Genomic DNA, 17,184 nt, shown 5'->3' with positions numbered 1-17,184 from the left:
ATCCGGCTCGAGGCGCGACGGAACGCGGCTCAGACGACGGACTCCTCGACCGTCGGACTCAGACGCCCCGTGTAGCTGTAGATGCCGGCGACGAGAACGACGCCGGCCACCAGCGGGACGACCGCGCTGAGGGCGTACAGCACGTCGAACCCGACCGTGTTAGCGAACGGCAAGGATATCAGCGGTCCGAGACCGCCGCCCACGTCGCCGAAGATATTGTTCGTCCCCATCGCCCTGCCCATGCGATCCTCGGGTGTGAGGTCCGCGAGCAGGGCCGTCAGCGGGCCGCCGACGCCGCCCTGTCCCGCGCCGATCAGCCCGCAGGCGAGGACGACGGCACCGAAGGAGGGTGCGACCGTGAGGACGACGAACCCCGCACAGCTGGTCGCGAGGAAGGCGAGGAGAACGGGCATGCGCGCGCCGACGGCGTCGCTGATCTTCCCGCCGGAGACGGTAAAGACCGCGCCGGAGAGGGCCGACACTGCCATCAGCAGTCCGGACGTCCCCTGTTCGCCGTAGTCGATGCCGTAGCCCGCGAACTCGAGGGAAAGGGTCAGCGACTCGACCTCGAGATACAGGACGAGCGTGGAGAAGAGCACGCCGATGTACGCGAAGTAGAGCCCGAAGTTGACCAGTCCGACGGTGAGCGCGGGGAGGGTGGTCTCGAGGTCCCACGGTTTGATCGACGAGTCGGCCGACTCGACGTGGGTCTCGGGGACGATGAAGAAGGCGATGACGCTCGCGAGGGCGGCGAAGGAGGCCGCGAGCACGAACGCGGTCACGTTCCCCTGGAGTTCGCTGACGATCCCGCCCAGTACCATGCCCGCGGGGAAGCCGAAGGTGATCCCGGCCCGCACGATGCCCATGCTCGTCCCCCGGGTGGTGGCCTCGCTGACGTCGGCGGTGATCGTGTACGCCGTCGCGAACACGAGCGAGCTCCCGATCCCCCACATGATCCGCGCGAGGATGAACCAGACCTCCGGCATTGCGGACTCGATCGCGATGACGTAGCCGAAGGTCGCGAGCCCCTCGATCGCCAACCCGGCGACGAACGGTTTTCGTGTCCCAATTCGGTCGACCAACACGCCGGCCGGCCCGTTCGCGACCAGCCGCGTCCAGCGGTTCGCCGAGAGGATGACGCCGACCAGAAACGCCGAGATCCCCAGCACTTCGCCGAGGTTCGGCAGAATCGGGAAGACGACACCGCCGCCGAAGCCGACGAAGAAGGTACTCGCGACGACGGCGTAGACGACGGGACGGGCGGTCGATTCGGAACTCGAGTCTGCCACTGGCGGTCACTCCCGTTTCGATTCGTAACCCGGTACATCGGGCCCGTTCTTGAGTATTCGGGCGGCACACTCGCTATGCCGGTTTCGACCTCCGACTCGCGGTAACGGATCGGACCCGGACCCGTCTCGAGTCTCTCGAGGAAACGACGTGTACGTAGAAAAACCGCGGCTCAGAACGTCGACAGTTCGCCCTCGATCACGCTGCGCGTGATCTCGGTCACGTCCGCGAGTTCGCGGTCGACGATCGCTTCGACATCGGTCTCGACGTCCGAGACCGCGACGCCCTCGTCGGTGACGACCTGCACGTCGGCGACGTGGGGCTGATCGATCGGCCGGCCGATCTGGGAGAGGAGTCGCATGCGCAGGTCGCGGATGCCGTCGACCTCGCCGACGACCTCCTCGGCGATTTCCGTCGAGAGCAGGTTGTAGATCTTCCCGATGTGGTTGACGGGGTTCTTCCCGCTCGTCGCTTCCATCGACATCGAGCGGTTAGGCGTGATGAGTCCGTTCGCGCGATTACCCCGGCCGACGGAGCCGTCGTCGCCCTGCTCGGCGGAGGTGCCCGTGACCGTGAGATAGATCGAGCCCTCGTCGTAGTCGTCGGCCGTGTTGACGTGGACGTCGACCGCGCGGTCGGTGTGCTCGCGCGCGACGCCGTCGACGAACTCGCGGACATCCTCGACGGCCGCGATGTACTCGTCGAGATCGGCGACGTGCTCGTCGACCATCGCCGCCGCGACGGTGACATCGATCTCGTCGCCCTCGCGCTTGCCCATGAGCTTCACGTCAGGACCGAGTTCCGGGTTTTCCTCGGCGTACTCGCCGTTCAGTCGGCGCTCGGCCTCGAGGACGATCTGTTCGGTCTCGGTCAGCGGCGCGTGGCCGACGCCGAAACTGGTGTCGTTGGCCATCGGAACGGACACTTCGTCTTCGCCGAAGACCTCCTGCAGGTCGCCGCTGCCCTCGCCGAGTTTCACGTCGACGACGATGTCCTCGCCGACGGTGAGCTGGGGGATGTTCTCCTCGAGGTACTCGCGGGCGGCCCGCAGCGCGATGGTCTCGGCGGGGATGGTCTGGCCCTCGTAGTGTTTGGTCGCGCGGCCGACGATCAGCAGATAGATGGGATCGATGACCTCGCCGCCGCCGAAGGCGGGCGCGGCCTCGCCCGCGACGAGTTGGGTCTCGTCGGTGTTGAAGTGCAGCACTTCGCCGACGCGGTCCAAGTACTCGCGTGCGAGCGCTCCCGCGACGCTCTCGGCGATCCCGTCGCAGATAGAGTCGGGGTGTCCGATCCCCTTTCGCTCGACGATTTCGACCTCCTGATCCTCGACCGCTTGCCGATCGATAGACTCGATTCGGATGTTCCGCTCGCTCATTGCCGGGACTTGACGGAGCGGAGTCCTATAACTTGCGGAAACAGATACGGCCCATAAAATGCTTGCAGGTTATTCGACGCGGCGGCCGGCGCGCGTCCCGATTCAGGACTCGAGCAGCAAGCCGAGATACGAGGTTCTGAGCTGGTCGTCCGGATCGAGTTCCAGTCGCTCGAGGACATCGTAGGCCCCGTCTCGAGCCGCCTCGAGAGCTGATTCGTCCTCGACCTCGGTCTCGACCTCGACGTACTTGCCGACGTCGTCGACCGAATCGAGGGTGACGGTGTAGCCCGCGATCGAGAACCGTTCGCGCTCTTTTCGGACCGTCGCGGCGGCCTCGAAGCCGAGGTTCGTCAGTATCGCGTCGGTCTTCTCGTGGTCCGCGACGCTCGTCTCGACCTCCTCGCGGGTCTTCGACTCGCCGTCAACGAGCGGCCCCTTGTAAGTGACCCGCGTTTTCTCGGCGGCGTCTTCGGGCCGCTCCGAGCGAATCCGCAGCGCCTCGTCGGTCTCGGCGAACTCCCGATGGGGCGCGTCGTAGTAGGTGTCGACCTGCACGACCGCGCCCTCGGGCGTCGCCTCGAGCGCCGCGAGACGGTCCCGGACGACCGCGAGATCGGCGGGGACCTTCACTTCGACCTCGTACATGGGCGGGTGAACGGACGGCGGTCGTAAGTATCGGTCGCTCTCGCTCGAAAACGCGGTACTTAAATGTAGACGGCCGGACGTACCACGTATGACCGAGGAACAAGAGGCCGAGCTCGAGGAGCAGGCCGATGACGTCGATGAAGAAGTAAGCGAGGACGCAGCCGACGGAGCCGAGGGGCTTCAGGAGGGCGATTTCGTCGAACTCGAATACACGGCGTACACCACCGAAGATGAGCAGCTGGTCGACACGACCGACCCCGAAGTCGCCGAGGAAGAGGGCGTCGACGATCAGGGACAGGAGTTCAAGCCGCGAACGATCGTCCTCGGTGAGGGCCACATCTTCGAGGGCGTCGAGGAGTCCATCATCGGCTCCGAACCCGGCGACTCCGGCACCGTGACGATCGCCGCCGAGGACGCCTTCGGCGAGTACGACCCGGACGACGTCCAGACCGTCAGCGCCGAGAAGATCGACGAGGACGACCGCTACCCCGGCGCGAACGTCACGATCGAGGGCGAGCAGGGCTATATCAGTACGATCATCGGCGGCCGCGCCCGCGTCGACTTCAACCACCCGCTGGCCGGCGAGGACGTCGAGTACGAGTACACCGTCACCGAGGAGGTCGACGACCGCGAACAGCAGGCCGCCGGCCTCTTCGAGATGTACCTCGGGATGGAGCCCGAGCTCTGGATCGAGACGGACGAAGTCGAGGAAGAGGTCCCCGTCGAACCCGACGAAGATGACGAGGACGCTGAGCCCGAGTTCGAGACCGAGACCGTCGAGAAGGAGACGCTCTACCTCGAGGCCACGCCTCAGATGACCATGAACCAGCAGTGGATGATGGGCAAACAGCAGATCGGCCAGGACATCATCGAGAAGGTCGGCGTGGACCGCGTCATCGTCCAGGAAGTCATCGACGGCATGGGTGGCATGGGCATGGGCGGTATGATGGGCGGCATGGGCGGTATGGGCGGCGGCGACATCGAGGAAGCCCTCGAGGACGCCGACGTCGATGCCGACGAGATCGTCGACGAACTCGAAGGCGCAGAGGAGTAACGCGACCTGCGGTCGACGGCACGGCCGGCGACCGGAACCTGCGCGGATCGACTTTTTCGCCCGCGAACCTGTACGCTCCGAGCGTCCGCGATGGTCGGCTCGACGAGCGAGGACGAGGCGAAGCCGGTGTCAGACACTGCGACCGCTCGGCTCAAACAGTGGCTACTCCTCGACGGCGACCGGTTCGTGATCGCCGCCGCCATCGCGGCCGCGTTCGGGATCGCGTACGTCGCCCTCTCGATCGTCGGCATCGCTCCGATCGCGAACGGACAGCCGCTGTTCTACGCGTTCAGCGGATTGATCTCGGGCAACTTCACGCTGATTACCGTCGTCGTCTCGATCAATCAGCTGTTGCTCTCACAGGAGTTGCAGTCGCCGGGCGAACTCGAGTCCGAAATCGAGGACACCGTCGACTACCGCGAGGAGGTCGAAGCGGTGTCGAACCAGACCGCGCCGGCGGAGCCGTCGGGGTTTCTCCGCCTCGTCGTCGAGAGCGCGCGCCGGGACGCCCAGCGACTCGGCGGAACGGCGATCGACGACCTCTCGGCGGACGGCCGCGACGAAGTCGACGAGATCGTCACGGACCTCACAAACGAGTTCGATCGGATCGACGGGCTCGTCGCGGAGTCGGGCTCCGGGATCTTCAACACGCTCTCGACGATGCTCGAGACGAACTTCGCCCACGAGATACAGCGACTCGAGGAGTTCCGGCGCGCACACGGCGACGAGATGTCCGCGGACACGGACGACGCGATCGACGACCTGCTGAATCGGTTGCGGGAGATGGACATCGCCAGGCAGTACTTCAAATCCGTCTACCTGCAGGTCGAACTCTCCCGGCTCTCGCGGTACCTGTTCTACGCCGGGATTCCCGCGGTCGGGACTGCGATCGCCGCGCTGTTCGTGATGACCGTGGCGACGGGGCCGCCGTTCGGGCGGCCGGTCCGCGCGGTCGTCTTTCCGATCGCCGTGGCGGTCGGCGTCTTGCCGCTCACGATCCTCTTTTCGTACATCCTGCGGACGGCGACGGTCACCGAACGGACCGCCGCCATCACGCCGTTTACGACACCGGAACAGGAGGTGTGACCGGCGGCGAGCCGCCGTCGGCCGCGACTCACGCGATGTCGCGGCTCGTGTCGATCGCCACCTCTTCGGTGAGCTCGAGTTTGATCGCGTCGGTCGGCTGGCTCCCGCCGCGGAACTTCGGAATCGTCAGGTGGTTCTCGAGTTCGGTGCCGGCGATCGCGGTCCGAAGATCGAAGACGGCGTCGGCGGCGTGGTAGGTCCGAGACCGGTTTTCGGGTTCGTCGTCGGCTTTCAGACAGTGGAGGACGGCGATGCTGCCGGTCTCGAGCATCTTCGTTTTGAGTTCGTTGAGGAACGTAACGTACTCGTCCGTGTCGGCCCGCTCGAGGACGTCCATCGTGTCGATGATGAGGTTGGCACCGTCCGGGAGCGCGCCGATGAGCCGGGTCGCCTCCTCGAGCGGGTCGTCGCTGGTAACGTGTCTGACCGTCGGGCTGCCGACCGATGACGGAGAGGTCTCGATGGCGTGGCGGACGGCGTCGTCGGAGCGTTCCGTCGAGAGGTAGAGCGTTCCGCGTGCGGCCGTGAGTTCGTACAGGAGGAGTTCGGACTGACTGGCCGGCTCGGCGGTGTACGCGACGATACATCCCGGCGGGAGTCCGCCGTCGAGTTTCCGATCGAGCACGTCGATTCCCGTCTCTAACCGACCGACCATACAATTGTGATCAATTGCTGTAGTGCCTGTATAACTCTTTGCCTTACGTTCTCCATCTCTGAGACAAGGGCCGTCGCGGGGTCAGCCCCCGATTCGGTCCGTGATCGCGCGTCGTCGAATGGAGAGATTCAAGGGGCACGCCACAGCCTACACGAACGAATGCGCCACGATCACCTCATCACGAGCAAACAACTCTCTCGGGGGAACATCGAGAACATCCTCGACCACGCGGCCGAGATCGACGACGATCCGTCGACCGTCGCCGGCCGGCACGCGGAGACGCTGCTGGGCCTGCTCTTTTTCGAGCCGAGCACGCGGACGAAGATGAGCTTCGAAACCGCCATGAAGCGCCTCGGTGGCGATGTCGTCGACATGGGGCCAGTCGATTCCTCGAGCGTGAAGAAAGGAGAGACGCTCGCCGATACCGTCCGGGTCATCGAGGGCTACGCCGATGCGCTCGTCGTGCGCCATCCCAAGCAGGGCGCGGCGACGATGGCCAGCGAGTTCGTCGACGTGCCGCTGCTGAACGCGGGCGACGGGGCGGGTCACCACCCGACCCAGACGATGCTCGACCTTTACACGATTCGGGAAAACGCCGGACTGGACGATCTGACGATCGGCATCATGGGCGACCTGAAGTACGGCCGGACCGTCCACTCGCTGGCCTACGCGCTGACGAACTTCGACACCCGCCAGCACTTCATCAGTCCGGAGAGCCTGCAGCTGCCACGGGAGGTCGTCTACGACCTCCACCAGCAACAGGACGGCGCGGGGATTCGCGAACACGACTCCCTCGAGGCGATCCTGCCCTCGCTCGACGTGCTCTACGTCACCCGGATCCAGCGCGAGCGGTTCCCCGACGAAAACGAGTACCAGAAGATCGCCGGCGAGTACCAGATCGACGCCGACACGCTCGAGGCCGCGAGCGACGACCTGACGGTGATGCACCCGCTGCCTCGCGTCGACGAGATCGCGCCCGAGATCGACGAGACCGATCACGCGGCCTATTTCGAACAGGCGCACAACGGCGTCCCGGTCCGGATGGCGCTGCTCGACCTCCTGTTGAGCGACGACAAGGGGATCTGGGGTGATAGCGATGAGTGACGAACACGACCACCACGACGGCGACGCCGACCACGAACTGCGCGTCAGCAAGATCCGCGACGGCACCGTCATCGATCACGTCCGCGGCGGGCAGGCGCTGAACGTCCTCGCGATTCTGGGTATCGACGGCACCAACGGTGAAGAGGTTTCGGTCGGGATGAACGTCCCCTCCGACCGGTTCGCGCGCAAGGACATCGTCAAGGTCGAGGGCCGCGAGCTGAGTCAGGACGAGGTCGACGTCCTCTCGCTGATCGCGCCGGACGCGACGATCAACATCGTCCGGGACTACGACGTCGTCGAGAAACACCGCGTCGAACGCCCCGACGTCGTCGAGGGCGTGCTCTCCTGTCCCAACGCCGGCTGTATCACGACCGGCGACGAGCCCGTGACCTCGCGGTTTTCGGTGCTCGAGGACGGCGTTCGCTGCTCGTACTGCGAGACGATCGTCCGCGAGGAGATCGCATCGTTGATCGATACCTGATACCTGCCTCGAGCGAGCGCAGCGTGGGGATCGCGTTTTCACGGTCAGACGACCATCCAGAATAGCTAAGTGTTTGCCGACGCATTCTCTAGGTGTACATGTCACGTACCGTCAAGATTGTACTCGCCCTGTTCGTCATCGCCGTCCTCTACAAGGTCGCTTTCAGCGGCTCGTCGGACGTCGAAGTCGACTTCGAACCGACCGAAGAGTAGCGCTCGATTCCGAACGGCTTACGGGGACGGCGGCGTACACTGAGCTATGTACGGCGTCGTCACTCGTAACGCCGAAGAAGTACGGTGGCCGGAGTTCGACCGCGGCTTCTACGAGGTCAAAGACGTGACCGGCCGGTCCGCCGAACCGATCGAAGACGGGGTGAACATGGTCTCCTGTTTCGGCGACAACGCCGCCGCCGACGCCGACCCGTCGCTGATCCCCGTCGACGATATGGGCCGGCCGGCCGACCGCGAGCGATCGTACTTCGACTGGGCCTATATCTGCCCCTCCCGGGAGGACTACCGGGAGGGTCTCTTCGAGATTATCGACGACTGCGTCGCCGCAAACGAAGACGTTCGCCTCGACGACATCGGCTTCCCCCGCGCGGAGTACTGCCGCTGTGGCGTCTGCGAGCGCGAGTTCGAAGAGAGCGAGTACGACGACCGCATGGAGTGGCGGGCCGGCGTCATCACCGAGTTCGTCGCCGAAGCCGCCGACCGCATCCCCGGAACGGTCTACATGACGCTCTACCCCGATCCCTACCCCGGCCACCTCTACGAGCGCGCCGGGATCGATCTCGAGGCGATCGAGGAGTACGTCGACGAGTTCGTCGTGCCGCTGTACGACACGGCCTACGGCACGACCTACTGGCTCGAGACGATCGCGAAAGGGTTCGAGAGCGCGCTCGAGACGCCGTTCGATATCGAACTGTACGCGGTCAACGTCGACGTCGACAATCTGATTCACGCGGTCGAAGTCGCCCAGGAGTACGCCAACGGGGTCTTCTTCGGCTACGAGGCGAGCAACGGGCGCGCGGCGCTGCGCCGGATGCGAGCCGACGAACGAGACGGCGTGACACACGGCAACCCGGACTCCGGCGCGGACGGTTGAACGCGACCCGCCGATCTGACGAGGGTTCTCAGTTCTCGAAACTGTTCCTAAGCGGATATTACGTCGGTGTACAGCGATCTTATCCCCGATTACTCGGCGATAACGCGGTCGCCTCGCCGGTCCGCGGACCCCGGTGGCGACCGCCGGTTACGGGCGATTGGGCTCGAGCGATCGGTTGCAACTGACGGCGGCCTTTATTTGCGTCTCGGTCGCTCTCTGTCGTGACCGAGGATCGACGACGCCGGCCGCGGATCCTCAGGTGACGCATATGAGAGACCGACAGACCCAGCAGTCCACCGAGACGGACACGGAGCGGATGGCGGAATCGACGATGAACCAGAGCCAGCAGGCCATGGAGCAACTGATCGACCTCCAGCGCAACATGGCCCGCATGACGCTGAGCGCGCTCGAGTGGCAAGAGACCGCCCAGCAACAGGGCCTCGAGATGACGAAATCGATGCTCGAGAGCGCGCCGGGCCCGCAGTTCACGGAGTCGATGATGGAGAGCTATCTCCAAGGGATGGAGGCCGTCATGCCGGAGATGGAGCAGGTGATGGAACGGGGCATGCAGGCCGCCGCACAGCCCCAGATGAACCAGATGGGGAGTCAGATGCAGGGGATGGGAGAGCAGATGACCGGTCAGGCTCGGATGACCGAGCAGGGAATGAGCCAGCGCGGTCAGAGCGGCGGGATGGGCGGCCAGCAGATGGGGGGTCAGCAACGCAGCGGACAACAGATGGGGAGTCAGCAACGTAGCGGACGACAGATGAGCGGGCAGAGAACGCAACCGCAGGGGACGAATATGCAGTCGCAACCGAATACACAGTCGCAACCACAGATGCAGTCGCACGCACAGACGGGCGGCCGGCAGGGACCGAGCGGCGGGTCCCAGACTCACCAGTCCCAACAGCCCCGCGAGTTCCAACAAACCGGCGAGTGGGTCTCGCCGGACGAGTACGGCGGCGAGTCCGCCGGTGCGACCGGCTACGAGCAACAGCCGATGACCGCCGCGCCCGCTCACTCTCGAGGGGACGACTCCCAGCAGTTCGGACAGCAGTCCCAGCAGGGCGGCCGTCAGTCCCAACACGGTGGTTCCCGGCCACAGCGCGAATCCCAGCGAGCGCCGTCCTCCGGCCAGTTCGAGCAGGGCACTCGACAGGGACGGCAGACGCAGCCGCAGGGATCACAGCCGCAGTCCGGGACGCCACGGGGCTCGAGCCAGCAGGGCGGGCCGTCTCAGGGCGGTGACCGGTCTCGACGCGGCCGAGAGTACGACCAGCCGACGACTCGAACCCAGTCCGCTCCGGGACAGACCGATCAGGGACGGCTGCGCGATCAGTACTCACAGCGGATCGAGACCGACCGGCAGGAGGGTGGCGAACGGAACCGACCGACCACGCGGGACGCCCAGCAACGCGGCGGGCAGTCGTCCGCGCAGGACACCCAGCGTCGCGACTCCGAGGCGACCGACCGCGACCGGAATCGCGGCGAGACCGGTCCGCCAGAACGGCGCGCCATGGAGGAAACGGACATCACGTCCGAGCAGCCCCAGTCGAACGACGGCGGCCGCACCGACGAGGAGCGCACGAATCAGGAGTGATCGCCGTCTCGGCGGGCTGACTCCTCGTCGACCCGCCGCTCGAGGGGTTGCTGGGAGGCTGCAGTGGTTCGGGTGCAGTGTCGCCGAAACAAAAACGGATTCCGGCTCGCAGCCGCGGCGGTCGACTCGAGGGGGACTGAGAAGCGGTATTACCGGGTGTTGCTGCCGGTACGGGTATCGTCGTCATCGTCGCTCAGCAGCCCATCGTCGTCATCATCGTCGTTGTCGTCGCCGATGAGGCTATCGTCGTCGTTGTCGTCACCGATGAGGCTATCGTCGTCGTTGTCGTCACCGATGAGCCCATCGTCATCGTTCGTCCCGCGACGATCATCGGTATCGTCGCCGATTAGGCCGTCATCGTCGCTGGTGCCGCGCCTGTCGTTGCTGTCGTCGCCGATGAGGCTATCATCGTCGTCGCCGAGCAGTTCGTCGTCGTCATCGTCGCGGATGACGCCCTCGTCGTCGGTGCCGCTGATATCGTCCTCGTCCCGATCGATTCCTCGATCGGTGTCCGTGCCGGTGCCGGCGGCTCCGGTCGTTCCGGTGTCGGACATCCCGGTTTCGGTGTCGGTGCCGGTGTCGGTCATCCCGGTTTCGGTGTCGGTGCCGGTGTCGGTCATCCCGGTTTCGGTGTCGGTGCCGGTGTCGGTCATCCCGGTCTCGGTCTCGGTGCCGGTGTCTGTCATCCCGGTCTCGGTGCCGGTATCCGTCGTTCCGGTCTCCGTTCCCGCACTGCCACCGGTCGCTCCGGTTCCGCTCCCGGAGAGATCGCTTTCGAGGTGAATTTCGTCGTCGGTTACGCGACCGACCGCCTGATCCTGGAGCGGATAGGTGTCCTCACCGCCGCCGCCCCAGCCGAGCGCCGCCTTGATCGTGTCCGTGATGCCCGGATCCGGTTCGACGTGTGCTGTACCCTGCTGGACGTCGGCGACCATCCCGACCTCCTCACCGTCGGCGTTGACGACGTGCTTGCCGATGTCGTCGTCGGTAAACTGTGGGGACATTGCGCTTTTACTAACGGTATATCCCCGCAAGGCCGTGGTGCTTGCTGGTGCTTGCGGACGTGTCCGGTGGGTGACTAATACGCCGAGCGCTACCGTCCAGCTACTCGAAGTCCGGGCCCCGATCCTCGAGGAACGCGGCGACGCCTTCCTCGTGGGCCTCGGACGTGCGGGCCTGTGCCTGCAGCAGGTTCTCGTAATCGAGCGCCTCGTCCCACGAGCGGCTCATGTTCTCGTGCATCGCCTGTTTCATCATCCCGATCGTGGCCGTCGGCCCGTTCGCGAGCCCCGCGACGGTTTCGGCGACCCGATCGTCGAGTTCGTCGGCCGGAACTGCTTCGTTGACCAACTCGAGGTCGGCCGCGCGCTCGGCGTCGAAGAATTCGCCGGTAAAGGCGAGCCGTTTCGCGGCCCGCAGCCCGACGATGTGGGGCAGCATGACGGTCCCGCCGGTGTCGGGGATCAGCCCGACCCTGACGAACGCACAGGAAAACGTCGCGTCGTCGTCGGCGAACGCGAGGTCCGCGAGCGCGACGATCGAGAGCCCCGCGCCGATGGCGTCGCCGTTTACCTTCGCGACGATCGGCACCGGACACTCGAGCATCGCCTCGACGACGCGGCCGAAGGTCTCGGTGACCTCCTCGTAGGCCGCTTGCGACGACTCCGGGGTTTCCGCCAGCGACTCGAGGTCACCGCCGGCGCTGAACGCCGTTCCCTCGCCGGTGATGACGATCGCGTCGTACTCGTCGGGCGTCGCGGCTTCGATCGTCTCGGCCAGTTCGCCGGCTGTCTCGGTCGTGAGGGCGTTGCGCGCGTCGGGTCGATCGAACCGCAGCCGCAACACGCCGTCGTCGGTGTCGATCTGCATACCGGAAGGAACGGAGGCCCGGCTCTTAACGGTCGGCGGTCCGCGAGCCACACGGCATCGGGATCCGTTTGCTGGCTCGAGCGGCCGCTTCCGACCGGCGATTCGACTCACTGTCGGTCGAGCGGTCGCCGAAAAGCATCGAGTCTGGCCGGTGGGCGGGCCGTCGGTGTGCGGTCGCGAGTTAGTTCGTCGGGATCGGCGGCGCGGCGGTGTCCTCTTCGGTCACGTTGAGTTCGGACGTGACGAGCGCGCGGTAGGCCCGGCGCAGGCGTTCGGAGAGCGCCTGATGGGAGATGCCGAGCTCCTCGGAGAGCTCCTGCATCGAGACCTCGCGGGGGATCTCGAAGTAGCCGTGATCGATCGCCGCGACCAGCGTCTCGTACTGGCGGGTCGTCAGGCCACATTGGGAGTGGGTCTCCTCGGCCAGGTCGAACAGCCGGACGATGGTCGGCGTTACGTCGTTGTTATCGAGGCGGTCGTACAGCGAACTCACGCTCTCGCGGTCGACCACGCGGACGCTGAGCAGCCACGTGCCGTTCGAGGCCGACGCGCTCAGGACCGTGCCGCCTTCCTCGAGGATGATCTCGAAGGGGTCGACGGTGTCGGGCTCGAACTCGATGTCGTAGAGCCAGCGGTCCTCGTCGCTGCTGATCTGGGAGTACGTGCCGATCGCACCGGCCTCGTCGAGCGCGTCTTCGATCTCCGACTGGGACGGCCCCGACAGCCAGAGTCCGTGGCCGCTCGAGGCGATTACCCGCTCCATTTCACACGCCAGAGAGGGGACGGCCTCGAACAGCTCGCCGGTTCCGGTTCCGTCGGCCGGGATCTCGATGTCTGCGATGGATGTCATGAGTCTCATCTATGGATATGGCGACAACGTCCATAACCCCACTTCCAAAGCACTTAGAAGCGGTTTGAGCGAATTACACGCGTTCTGATCGGTTCGCTTGCGGGAGCCGCGACAGCGTCGCGGACGCGGCGGGTTAGCGTCGACGGGGCGTCCCGACCAGCAATTGGACGGCGAGGACGACGATCGCGGCGACGGCGAGAAGCGCCAGCGCGATCGGGACGATCGCGTCGATCCCGCGGGCGATAAACGAGACGCGGATCTGGGTGGGCATGGTCCGCGGGGTGTACGCGACCATCATCGTCGCGCCGAACTCGCCGAGCGCCCGGACGAACGTGAGGACGATCCCGGCCGCGATGGCGTTGCGCGCGAGCGGCAGCGACACCAGCCGGATCGTCCGGAGCCGTCCGTACCCCATCGTCCGCGAAGCCTCCTCGAGTCGTGGATCGACGCCGTCGAAGCCCGCGCGGGCGGTGACGACGAGAAACGGCGCGGCGACGAACGTCTGTGCGAGGACCACGCCGGCGCGGCTGTCGGTCAGCGGCATGCCGAGCGCGGCGGCGGCCGCGCCGACCGGCGTGTACCGACCGACGACGGTCAGCAGCATCACGCCGCCCACGATCGGGGGGACGACCAGCGGCAGCAAGACGACGGCTTCGACCAGCCGCTTCCCGCGGAACGAGCCCCGCGAGAGGACGTAGGCCAGCGGAACGCCGAAGACGGTCGCGATAGCCGTCGAAACCGGTGCCGTCACTAGTGAGGTCCGGATCGCGTCCCGAATCGTCGGATCTGCGAGCCCGCCGATGACATCGACCGTTCGCATTCGGGACAGAAAGACCGCGACGGGAACGACGAAGTACGCGAGCAACACCGCGCCGAGCAGCGCCGGCACGGCGAGCCCGCTCGAGAGCCGCTCGAGGCCCGCGTCGAACCGGGACGCGCCCGCGGTCGACTCCGCTGGCTCGCGGTCGCTGTCGCGATGGCGGTCGCGGCTCCGATCCCGATTCCGATTCGGGTCCCGGTCCCGATTCGGCCCCCGATCCGTGCGGCTCACGAGTCGATCCCCTCCGGCGGATCGCCGTGGAATCGGGGCAGCGAGTCGTCGACGCGCAGCCCGTGGTCGGCGAGCAGGTCGCCGTTCTCGAGGAGGAACGAGACGAACTCCCGGCCCGCGTCCGGGTCGTCGGCGTCAGTTCGGACCGTCGCGTTGTAGACGACCGGCGACCCCTCGACCGTCTGGCCGTCCGCGGTGGTGTAACTCGCCCGCGCGTACCGGTCCGCGGACGCGGGGTCGCCGAAGTTGTAGGCGTCGTCGAGTTTCCGGACGGCGACATCGCGCTCGGCGGCCATGTTACCGTAGGCGACCGCGCAGGCCCGCGTGCCGTTCTCGAGTCCGGCGAGCAGTTGCGGCTCGTCGGCGACGCGGGCGACCCGGTCGGCCATCGCGTCGCGAAAGCCCTCGAGGCCGTATTCGCGCTCGGCGAGTTCGAAGAGGAGGAGCGCCCGGTAGCCGAGCGGGTCGAGGTCCGGGTCGCTGATCGAGATCGCGCCGTCCTCGGCGTCGGCGAAGACCTCGTACCACGGCTCGCCGTCCGCGAGCCGCGCGCCCGGCTCCGTCTCCGGCGCGTAGGCGATCACGACCTCGTTGGTCGCGAACTCGACATCCCAGTCGGCCTGCGCGGGATAGAGCCGCTCCCGCAGGAGGTCGATGTCGGCTCCGATCACGACGTCCGGATGCTTCGTCCCGTCCGCGACCAACCGCAACACGGCGTTGGTCCCGTAGTATTCGCCCTCGTATCCCAGCCCCGACTCGGACTCGAAGGCCGGTCCGATGCCCTCCTCGAGGGCGACGGCGAGACTGCCCGCGGCGAGGACGCGAACGCCGTCGGTACCGCCGAGACAGCCCGCCGTGCCGACCAGCCCCGCCGTCAGTCCGCCCGCCGCGACGAGCGCGTTCCGCCGACTCCAGCGGGCCGGTCCGGGTCGGTCGTCGCGACCGTCGCGACTGTGCATACGTCCCGTTCGATCGCTGGCATAAATACAACTGGTTTCGGTTCCTATATTGTGGGAAGATAACTGAATGTGGTTACTCGAAGCTGAAGCGTCCGCTTGCCGCTGGCGTCCGAATCGCGAGGTTCTCGGGCGTTTACTCTGCCCCTGCGTCCGACTCTCCGGTCGTCTGGTCATCGATGGCGAGCCCCTCGAGCGAGCGGATCGTCTCGACCAGTTCGTCGATCGGGTCGTCGCCGCGCCCGACGATGGGCCCACCCACCGCCGAGGGCTCTCGCTCGCCGACGAGTATCGTCGGCAACGGCGACTCGGCGAACCCCTCCACGAGCACGAGATCGTAGCCGCGGCCCGCGAGTCGCTCGAGGGTGCTCGCGAGCGCGCGAATCTCGGGGTCGTCGGACTCGAGGAGGGGGTCGGCCGCGGACGCGGGCGGATCTCGCTTTCCGCGCGTCGTGATATCGAAAGTGAGGGTCGGCGTGATGCCGACGACGGTTTCGGCACCGGCGGTTCGGTGGCGATGGGTGTCGGTCCCCGGCGTATCGATCTCGATGTCGTGGTGGATCGACTTGACGGTCGCGACGCGACTGTCCGCGGCGAGTCGGCCGACGAGGGCCTCGACGAGCGTCGTCTTCCCGGCGTCGCTCGGGCCGGCCAGACAGACGACCCGCAGTCTCGAGTCCTGGGACATGTGTTTCGATCATCGTCACAGCGACAAGATCCGTTCGAACGATCGCCGGGGGGCCGGAGGGCGGTCCCGCGAGACGCGGCTCGACCGCCGGCCGACGCTATCGTTCGACGACCATCACCCACTCGTCGGGTGCCCGCCGACGAACCGCGTACTCCTCGAACGCGTCGCCGGGCGGTCCCTCGAGCCCGACGGCCGTCACGAGTTCGCCCGCGAGCGGCGACGGATCGTGGTCGTTGCGCAGGTAGAACGCCTCGCCGGGCTCGGTCGCGCGGAACTCCTCGATCGCCTGCTCGTGGCGGATCGACTTCGGGAGTCCGCGCAGGTCGAGCGCGTGGTCGGGCACCGAGCGGTCGCCGACGTCGTCCAGTCGCTCGAGGACGGTCTCGGCCAGCGCCGCGGTCTCGTCCGGTACGTCCGTGCCGAAGTCCCGAACCCGCTCGTCGAACGGGAGTTCGCACAGCACCGGCTGATCGAGTTCGGCCTCGATGTCGGCCTCGGGGAAGAGGTCGTGTTCGCGGCCGCACTCGCAGGTAAAGCCGCGCATGTTGACGACCGTGCCCAGCAGCGGAACGCCGTTTTCCTCGAACAGCGTGGCGCTGCGGGCCGTATCGCTGACGCTCGTGGGATGCGGCGTACTGACCAGCACCGCGCCGTCGATCGGGAGCGACTGCAGCGCCGTCAGGACGATGTCGCCGGTCCCCGGCGGCAGGTCGATAACGAGCGCGTCGAGATCGCCCCACGCGGTGTCCTCGAAGAGTTCGCTGACGGCCTCGTGGGCCATCGCACCGCGCCACGCCAACGGCTCGTCGTTCGCGATGAGCCCGACGCTCATCGCCGTGAGGTCGCCGTCGTCGATCGGCTCTGCGTTCCCCTCCGCGTCGGCCGAGACCGGCCCCTCGAGGTCGAGCAGGTCCGGCACGTTCGGCCCGTAGAGGTCGGCGTCGAAGAGGCCGACCTCGCGGTCGGGGTCGGCCGCCAGCGCTCGAGCGAGTTGCGCCGAGACCGTCGTCTTGCCGACGCCGCCCTTGGCGCTGGCGACCGCGATTACGGTGTCGACGCCCGCCGCGCCGTCGATGTCCGCGGCCGCGGCATCCGCGGGCGTCTCGCCCTCGACGGTCGCGCGCTCGACGCCGGGAGTGGCGAGGGCGTTTCGCCGGAGCGCCTCGGTGATGTCTTCCGCGGTCGGCTCGTCGAAGCCGGTGAGATCGGCGGCGATTCTGACGGTCCGATCGTCGACCGACACGTCCGTCACCAGTCCGGACTCGAGGACGCTCCCGCCGAGATCCGGGTCCTCGACGGACCGCAGGCTGGCGCGAACGCGGTCGGCGAGGTCGTCAGTCGGTACCTCCTCGGGGACGATATCGTGTTTTGCCATG

General features: G+C 66.7%; 17 protein-coding genes. 6 read left to right on the top strand and 11 right to left on the bottom strand.

Features of this window, described 5'->3' with window-relative positions:
* Window positions 1–29 precede the first annotated feature (29 nt).
* From FEJ81_RS11310 to cyaB, 3 genes are all read right to left on the bottom strand, one after another.
* Window positions 30–1,289: an MFS transporter gene (locus FEJ81_RS11310; protein ID WP_138245390.1), complete on the bottom strand. Its 1,260-nt coding sequence runs from the start codon at window positions 1,287–1,289 to the stop codon at window positions 30–32.
* A 170-nt stretch (window positions 1,290–1,459) separates the two neighbouring features.
* A complete protein-coding gene (locus tag FEJ81_RS11305) occupies window positions 1,460–2,665 on the bottom strand; it encodes a methionine adenosyltransferase (RefSeq protein WP_138245389.1) in 1,206 nt (401 codons plus the stop codon).
* A gap of 102 nt (window positions 2,666–2,767) precedes the next feature.
* Complete coding sequence (gene cyaB, locus FEJ81_RS11300) at window positions 2,768–3,310, bottom strand: class IV adenylate cyclase (protein ID WP_138245388.1); 543 nt, start codon at window positions 3,308–3,310, stop codon at window positions 2,768–2,770.
* Window positions 3,311–3,398: 88 nt separating this feature from the next.
* On the opposite strand from cyaB, the gene FEJ81_RS11295 reads away from it, so the two are divergent.
* Both FEJ81_RS11295 and FEJ81_RS11290 read left to right on the top strand, forming a co-directional pair.
* Window positions 3,399–4,364, top strand: a complete 966-nt coding sequence (locus tag FEJ81_RS11295; protein ID WP_138245387.1) for an FKBP-type peptidyl-prolyl cis-trans isomerase — start codon at window positions 3,399–3,401, stop codon at window positions 4,362–4,364.
* A 90-nt stretch (window positions 4,365–4,454) separates the two neighbouring features.
* Window positions 4,455–5,450, top strand: a complete 996-nt coding sequence (locus FEJ81_RS11290; protein WP_138245386.1) for a hypothetical protein — start codon at window positions 4,455–4,457, stop codon at window positions 5,448–5,450.
* A gap of 28 nt (window positions 5,451–5,478) precedes the next feature.
* Here FEJ81_RS11290 and FEJ81_RS11285 read toward each other — a convergent pair whose 3' ends face one another.
* Complete coding sequence (locus FEJ81_RS11285) at window positions 5,479–6,105, bottom strand: RAD55 family ATPase (protein WP_138245385.1); 627 nt, start codon at window positions 6,103–6,105, stop codon at window positions 5,479–5,481.
* 159 nt (window positions 6,106–6,264) lie between these two features.
* On the opposite strand from FEJ81_RS11285, the gene pyrB reads away from it, so the two are divergent.
* The 4 genes from pyrB (at window position 6,265) to FEJ81_RS11265 (ending at window position 10,394) form a co-directional block, all read left to right on the top strand.
* Window positions 6,265–7,209 carry an aspartate carbamoyltransferase gene (pyrB, locus tag FEJ81_RS11280; RefSeq protein ID WP_138245384.1) on the top strand — a complete coding sequence of 315 codons (945 nt, stop codon included), beginning with the start codon at window positions 6,265–6,267 and terminating at the stop codon, window positions 7,207–7,209.
* Complete coding sequence (pyrI, locus tag FEJ81_RS11275) at window positions 7,202–7,690, top strand: aspartate carbamoyltransferase regulatory subunit (protein ID WP_138245383.1); 489 nt, start codon at window positions 7,202–7,204, stop codon at window positions 7,688–7,690. Before pyrB ends, pyrI begins: the two co-directional genes overlap by 8 nt.
* A 258-nt stretch (window positions 7,691–7,948) precedes the next feature.
* Complete coding sequence (locus FEJ81_RS11270) at window positions 7,949–8,794, top strand: hypothetical protein (protein WP_138245382.1); 846 nt, start codon at window positions 7,949–7,951, stop codon at window positions 8,792–8,794.
* 268 nt (window positions 8,795–9,062) lie between these two features.
* Complete coding sequence (locus tag FEJ81_RS11265) at window positions 9,063–10,394, top strand: hypothetical protein (protein ID WP_138245381.1); 1,332 nt, start codon at window positions 9,063–9,065, stop codon at window positions 10,392–10,394.
* 149 nt (window positions 10,395–10,543) lie between these two features.
* On the opposite strand, the gene FEJ81_RS11260 is transcribed toward FEJ81_RS11265, so the two are convergent.
* The 7 genes from FEJ81_RS11260 to FEJ81_RS11230 form a co-directional block, all read right to left on the bottom strand.
* Window positions 10,544–11,398, bottom strand: a complete 855-nt coding sequence (locus FEJ81_RS11260; protein ID WP_138245380.1) for a hypothetical protein — start codon at window positions 11,396–11,398, stop codon at window positions 10,544–10,546.
* 100 nt (window positions 11,399–11,498) lie between these two features.
* A complete protein-coding gene (locus tag FEJ81_RS11255; RefSeq protein ID WP_138245379.1) occupies window positions 11,499–12,263 on the bottom strand; it encodes an enoyl-CoA hydratase/isomerase family protein in 765 nt (254 codons plus the stop codon).
* Between the two features lie 181 nt (window positions 12,264–12,444).
* A complete protein-coding gene (locus FEJ81_RS11250; RefSeq protein WP_138246767.1) occupies window positions 12,445–13,113 on the bottom strand; it encodes a helix-turn-helix domain-containing protein in 669 nt (222 codons plus the stop codon).
* Between the two features lie 133 nt (window positions 13,114–13,246).
* Window positions 13,247–14,164 carry an ABC transporter permease gene (locus FEJ81_RS11245; protein WP_138245378.1) on the bottom strand — a complete coding sequence of 306 codons (918 nt, stop codon included), beginning with the start codon at window positions 14,162–14,164 and terminating at the stop codon, window positions 13,247–13,249.
* Window positions 14,161–15,123 (bottom strand): extracellular solute-binding protein, encoded by a 963-nt coding sequence (locus tag FEJ81_RS11240; protein WP_138245377.1) that lies wholly within the window; start codon window positions 15,121–15,123, stop codon window positions 14,161–14,163. Before FEJ81_RS11240 ends, FEJ81_RS11245 begins: the two co-directional genes overlap by 4 nt.
* Window positions 15,124–15,256: 133 nt before the next feature.
* Window positions 15,257–15,808, bottom strand: a complete 552-nt coding sequence (gene mobB, locus FEJ81_RS11235; protein WP_138245376.1) for a molybdopterin-guanine dinucleotide biosynthesis protein B — start codon at window positions 15,806–15,808, stop codon at window positions 15,257–15,259.
* Between the two features lie 97 nt (window positions 15,809–15,905).
* Window positions 15,906–17,183: a P-loop NTPase gene (locus FEJ81_RS11230; protein WP_138245375.1), complete on the bottom strand. Its 1,278-nt coding sequence runs from the start codon at window positions 17,181–17,183 to the stop codon at window positions 15,906–15,908.
* Window position 17,184 lies beyond the last annotated feature (1 nt).

Source organism: Natrinema versiforme, assembly GCF_005576615.1.
Taxonomy (GTDB): Archaea; Halobacteriota; Halobacteria; order Halobacteriales; family Natrialbaceae; genus Natrinema; species Natrinema versiforme_A.
Note: the sequence above shows the minus strand (reverse complement) of the source record. Positions and strands in the feature narration are given on the sequence as shown.

Coding starts and splice junctions, on each gene's coding strand:
- FEJ81_RS11305 (WP_138245389.1), bottom strand. CDS start 2,665: ATGAGCGAGCGGAACATCCGAATCGAGTCTATCGATCGGCAAGCGGTC.
- cyaB (WP_138245388.1), bottom strand. CDS start 3,310: ATGTACGAGGTCGAAGTGAAGGTCCCCGCCGATCTCGCGGTCGTCCGG.
- FEJ81_RS11295 (WP_138245387.1), top strand. CDS start 3,399: ATGACCGAGGAACAAGAGGCCGAGCTCGAGGAGCAGGCCGATGACGTC.
- FEJ81_RS11290 (WP_138245386.1), top strand. CDS start 4,455: ATGGTCGGCTCGACGAGCGAGGACGAGGCGAAGCCGGTGTCAGACACT.
- FEJ81_RS11285 (WP_138245385.1), bottom strand. CDS start 6,105: ATGGTCGGTCGGTTAGAGACGGGAATCGACGTGCTCGATCGGAAACTC.
- pyrB (WP_138245384.1), top strand. CDS start 6,265: ATGCGCCACGATCACCTCATCACGAGCAAACAACTCTCTCGGGGGAAC.
- pyrI (WP_138245383.1), top strand. CDS start 7,202: ATGAGTGACGAACACGACCACCACGACGGCGACGCCGACCACGAACTG.
- FEJ81_RS11270 (WP_138245382.1), top strand. CDS start 7,949: ATGTACGGCGTCGTCACTCGTAACGCCGAAGAAGTACGGTGGCCGGAG.
- FEJ81_RS11265 (WP_138245381.1), top strand. CDS start 9,063: ATGAGAGACCGACAGACCCAGCAGTCCACCGAGACGGACACGGAGCGG.
- FEJ81_RS11260 (WP_138245380.1), bottom strand. CDS start 11,398: ATGTCCCCACAGTTTACCGACGACGACATCGGCAAGCACGTCGTCAAC.
- FEJ81_RS11255 (WP_138245379.1), bottom strand. CDS start 12,263: ATGCAGATCGACACCGACGACGGCGTGTTGCGGCTGCGGTTCGATCGA.
- FEJ81_RS11250 (WP_138246767.1), bottom strand. CDS start 13,113: ATGACATCCATCGCAGACATCGAGATCCCGGCCGACGGAACCGGAACC.
- FEJ81_RS11240 (WP_138245377.1), bottom strand. CDS start 15,123: ATGCACAGTCGCGACGGTCGCGACGACCGACCCGGACCGGCCCGCTGG.
- mobB (WP_138245376.1), bottom strand. CDS start 15,808: ATGTCCCAGGACTCGAGACTGCGGGTCGTCTGTCTGGCCGGCCCGAGC.
- FEJ81_RS11230 (WP_138245375.1), bottom strand. CDS start 17,183: ATGGCAAAACACGATATCGTCCCCGAGGAGGTACCGACTGACGACCTC.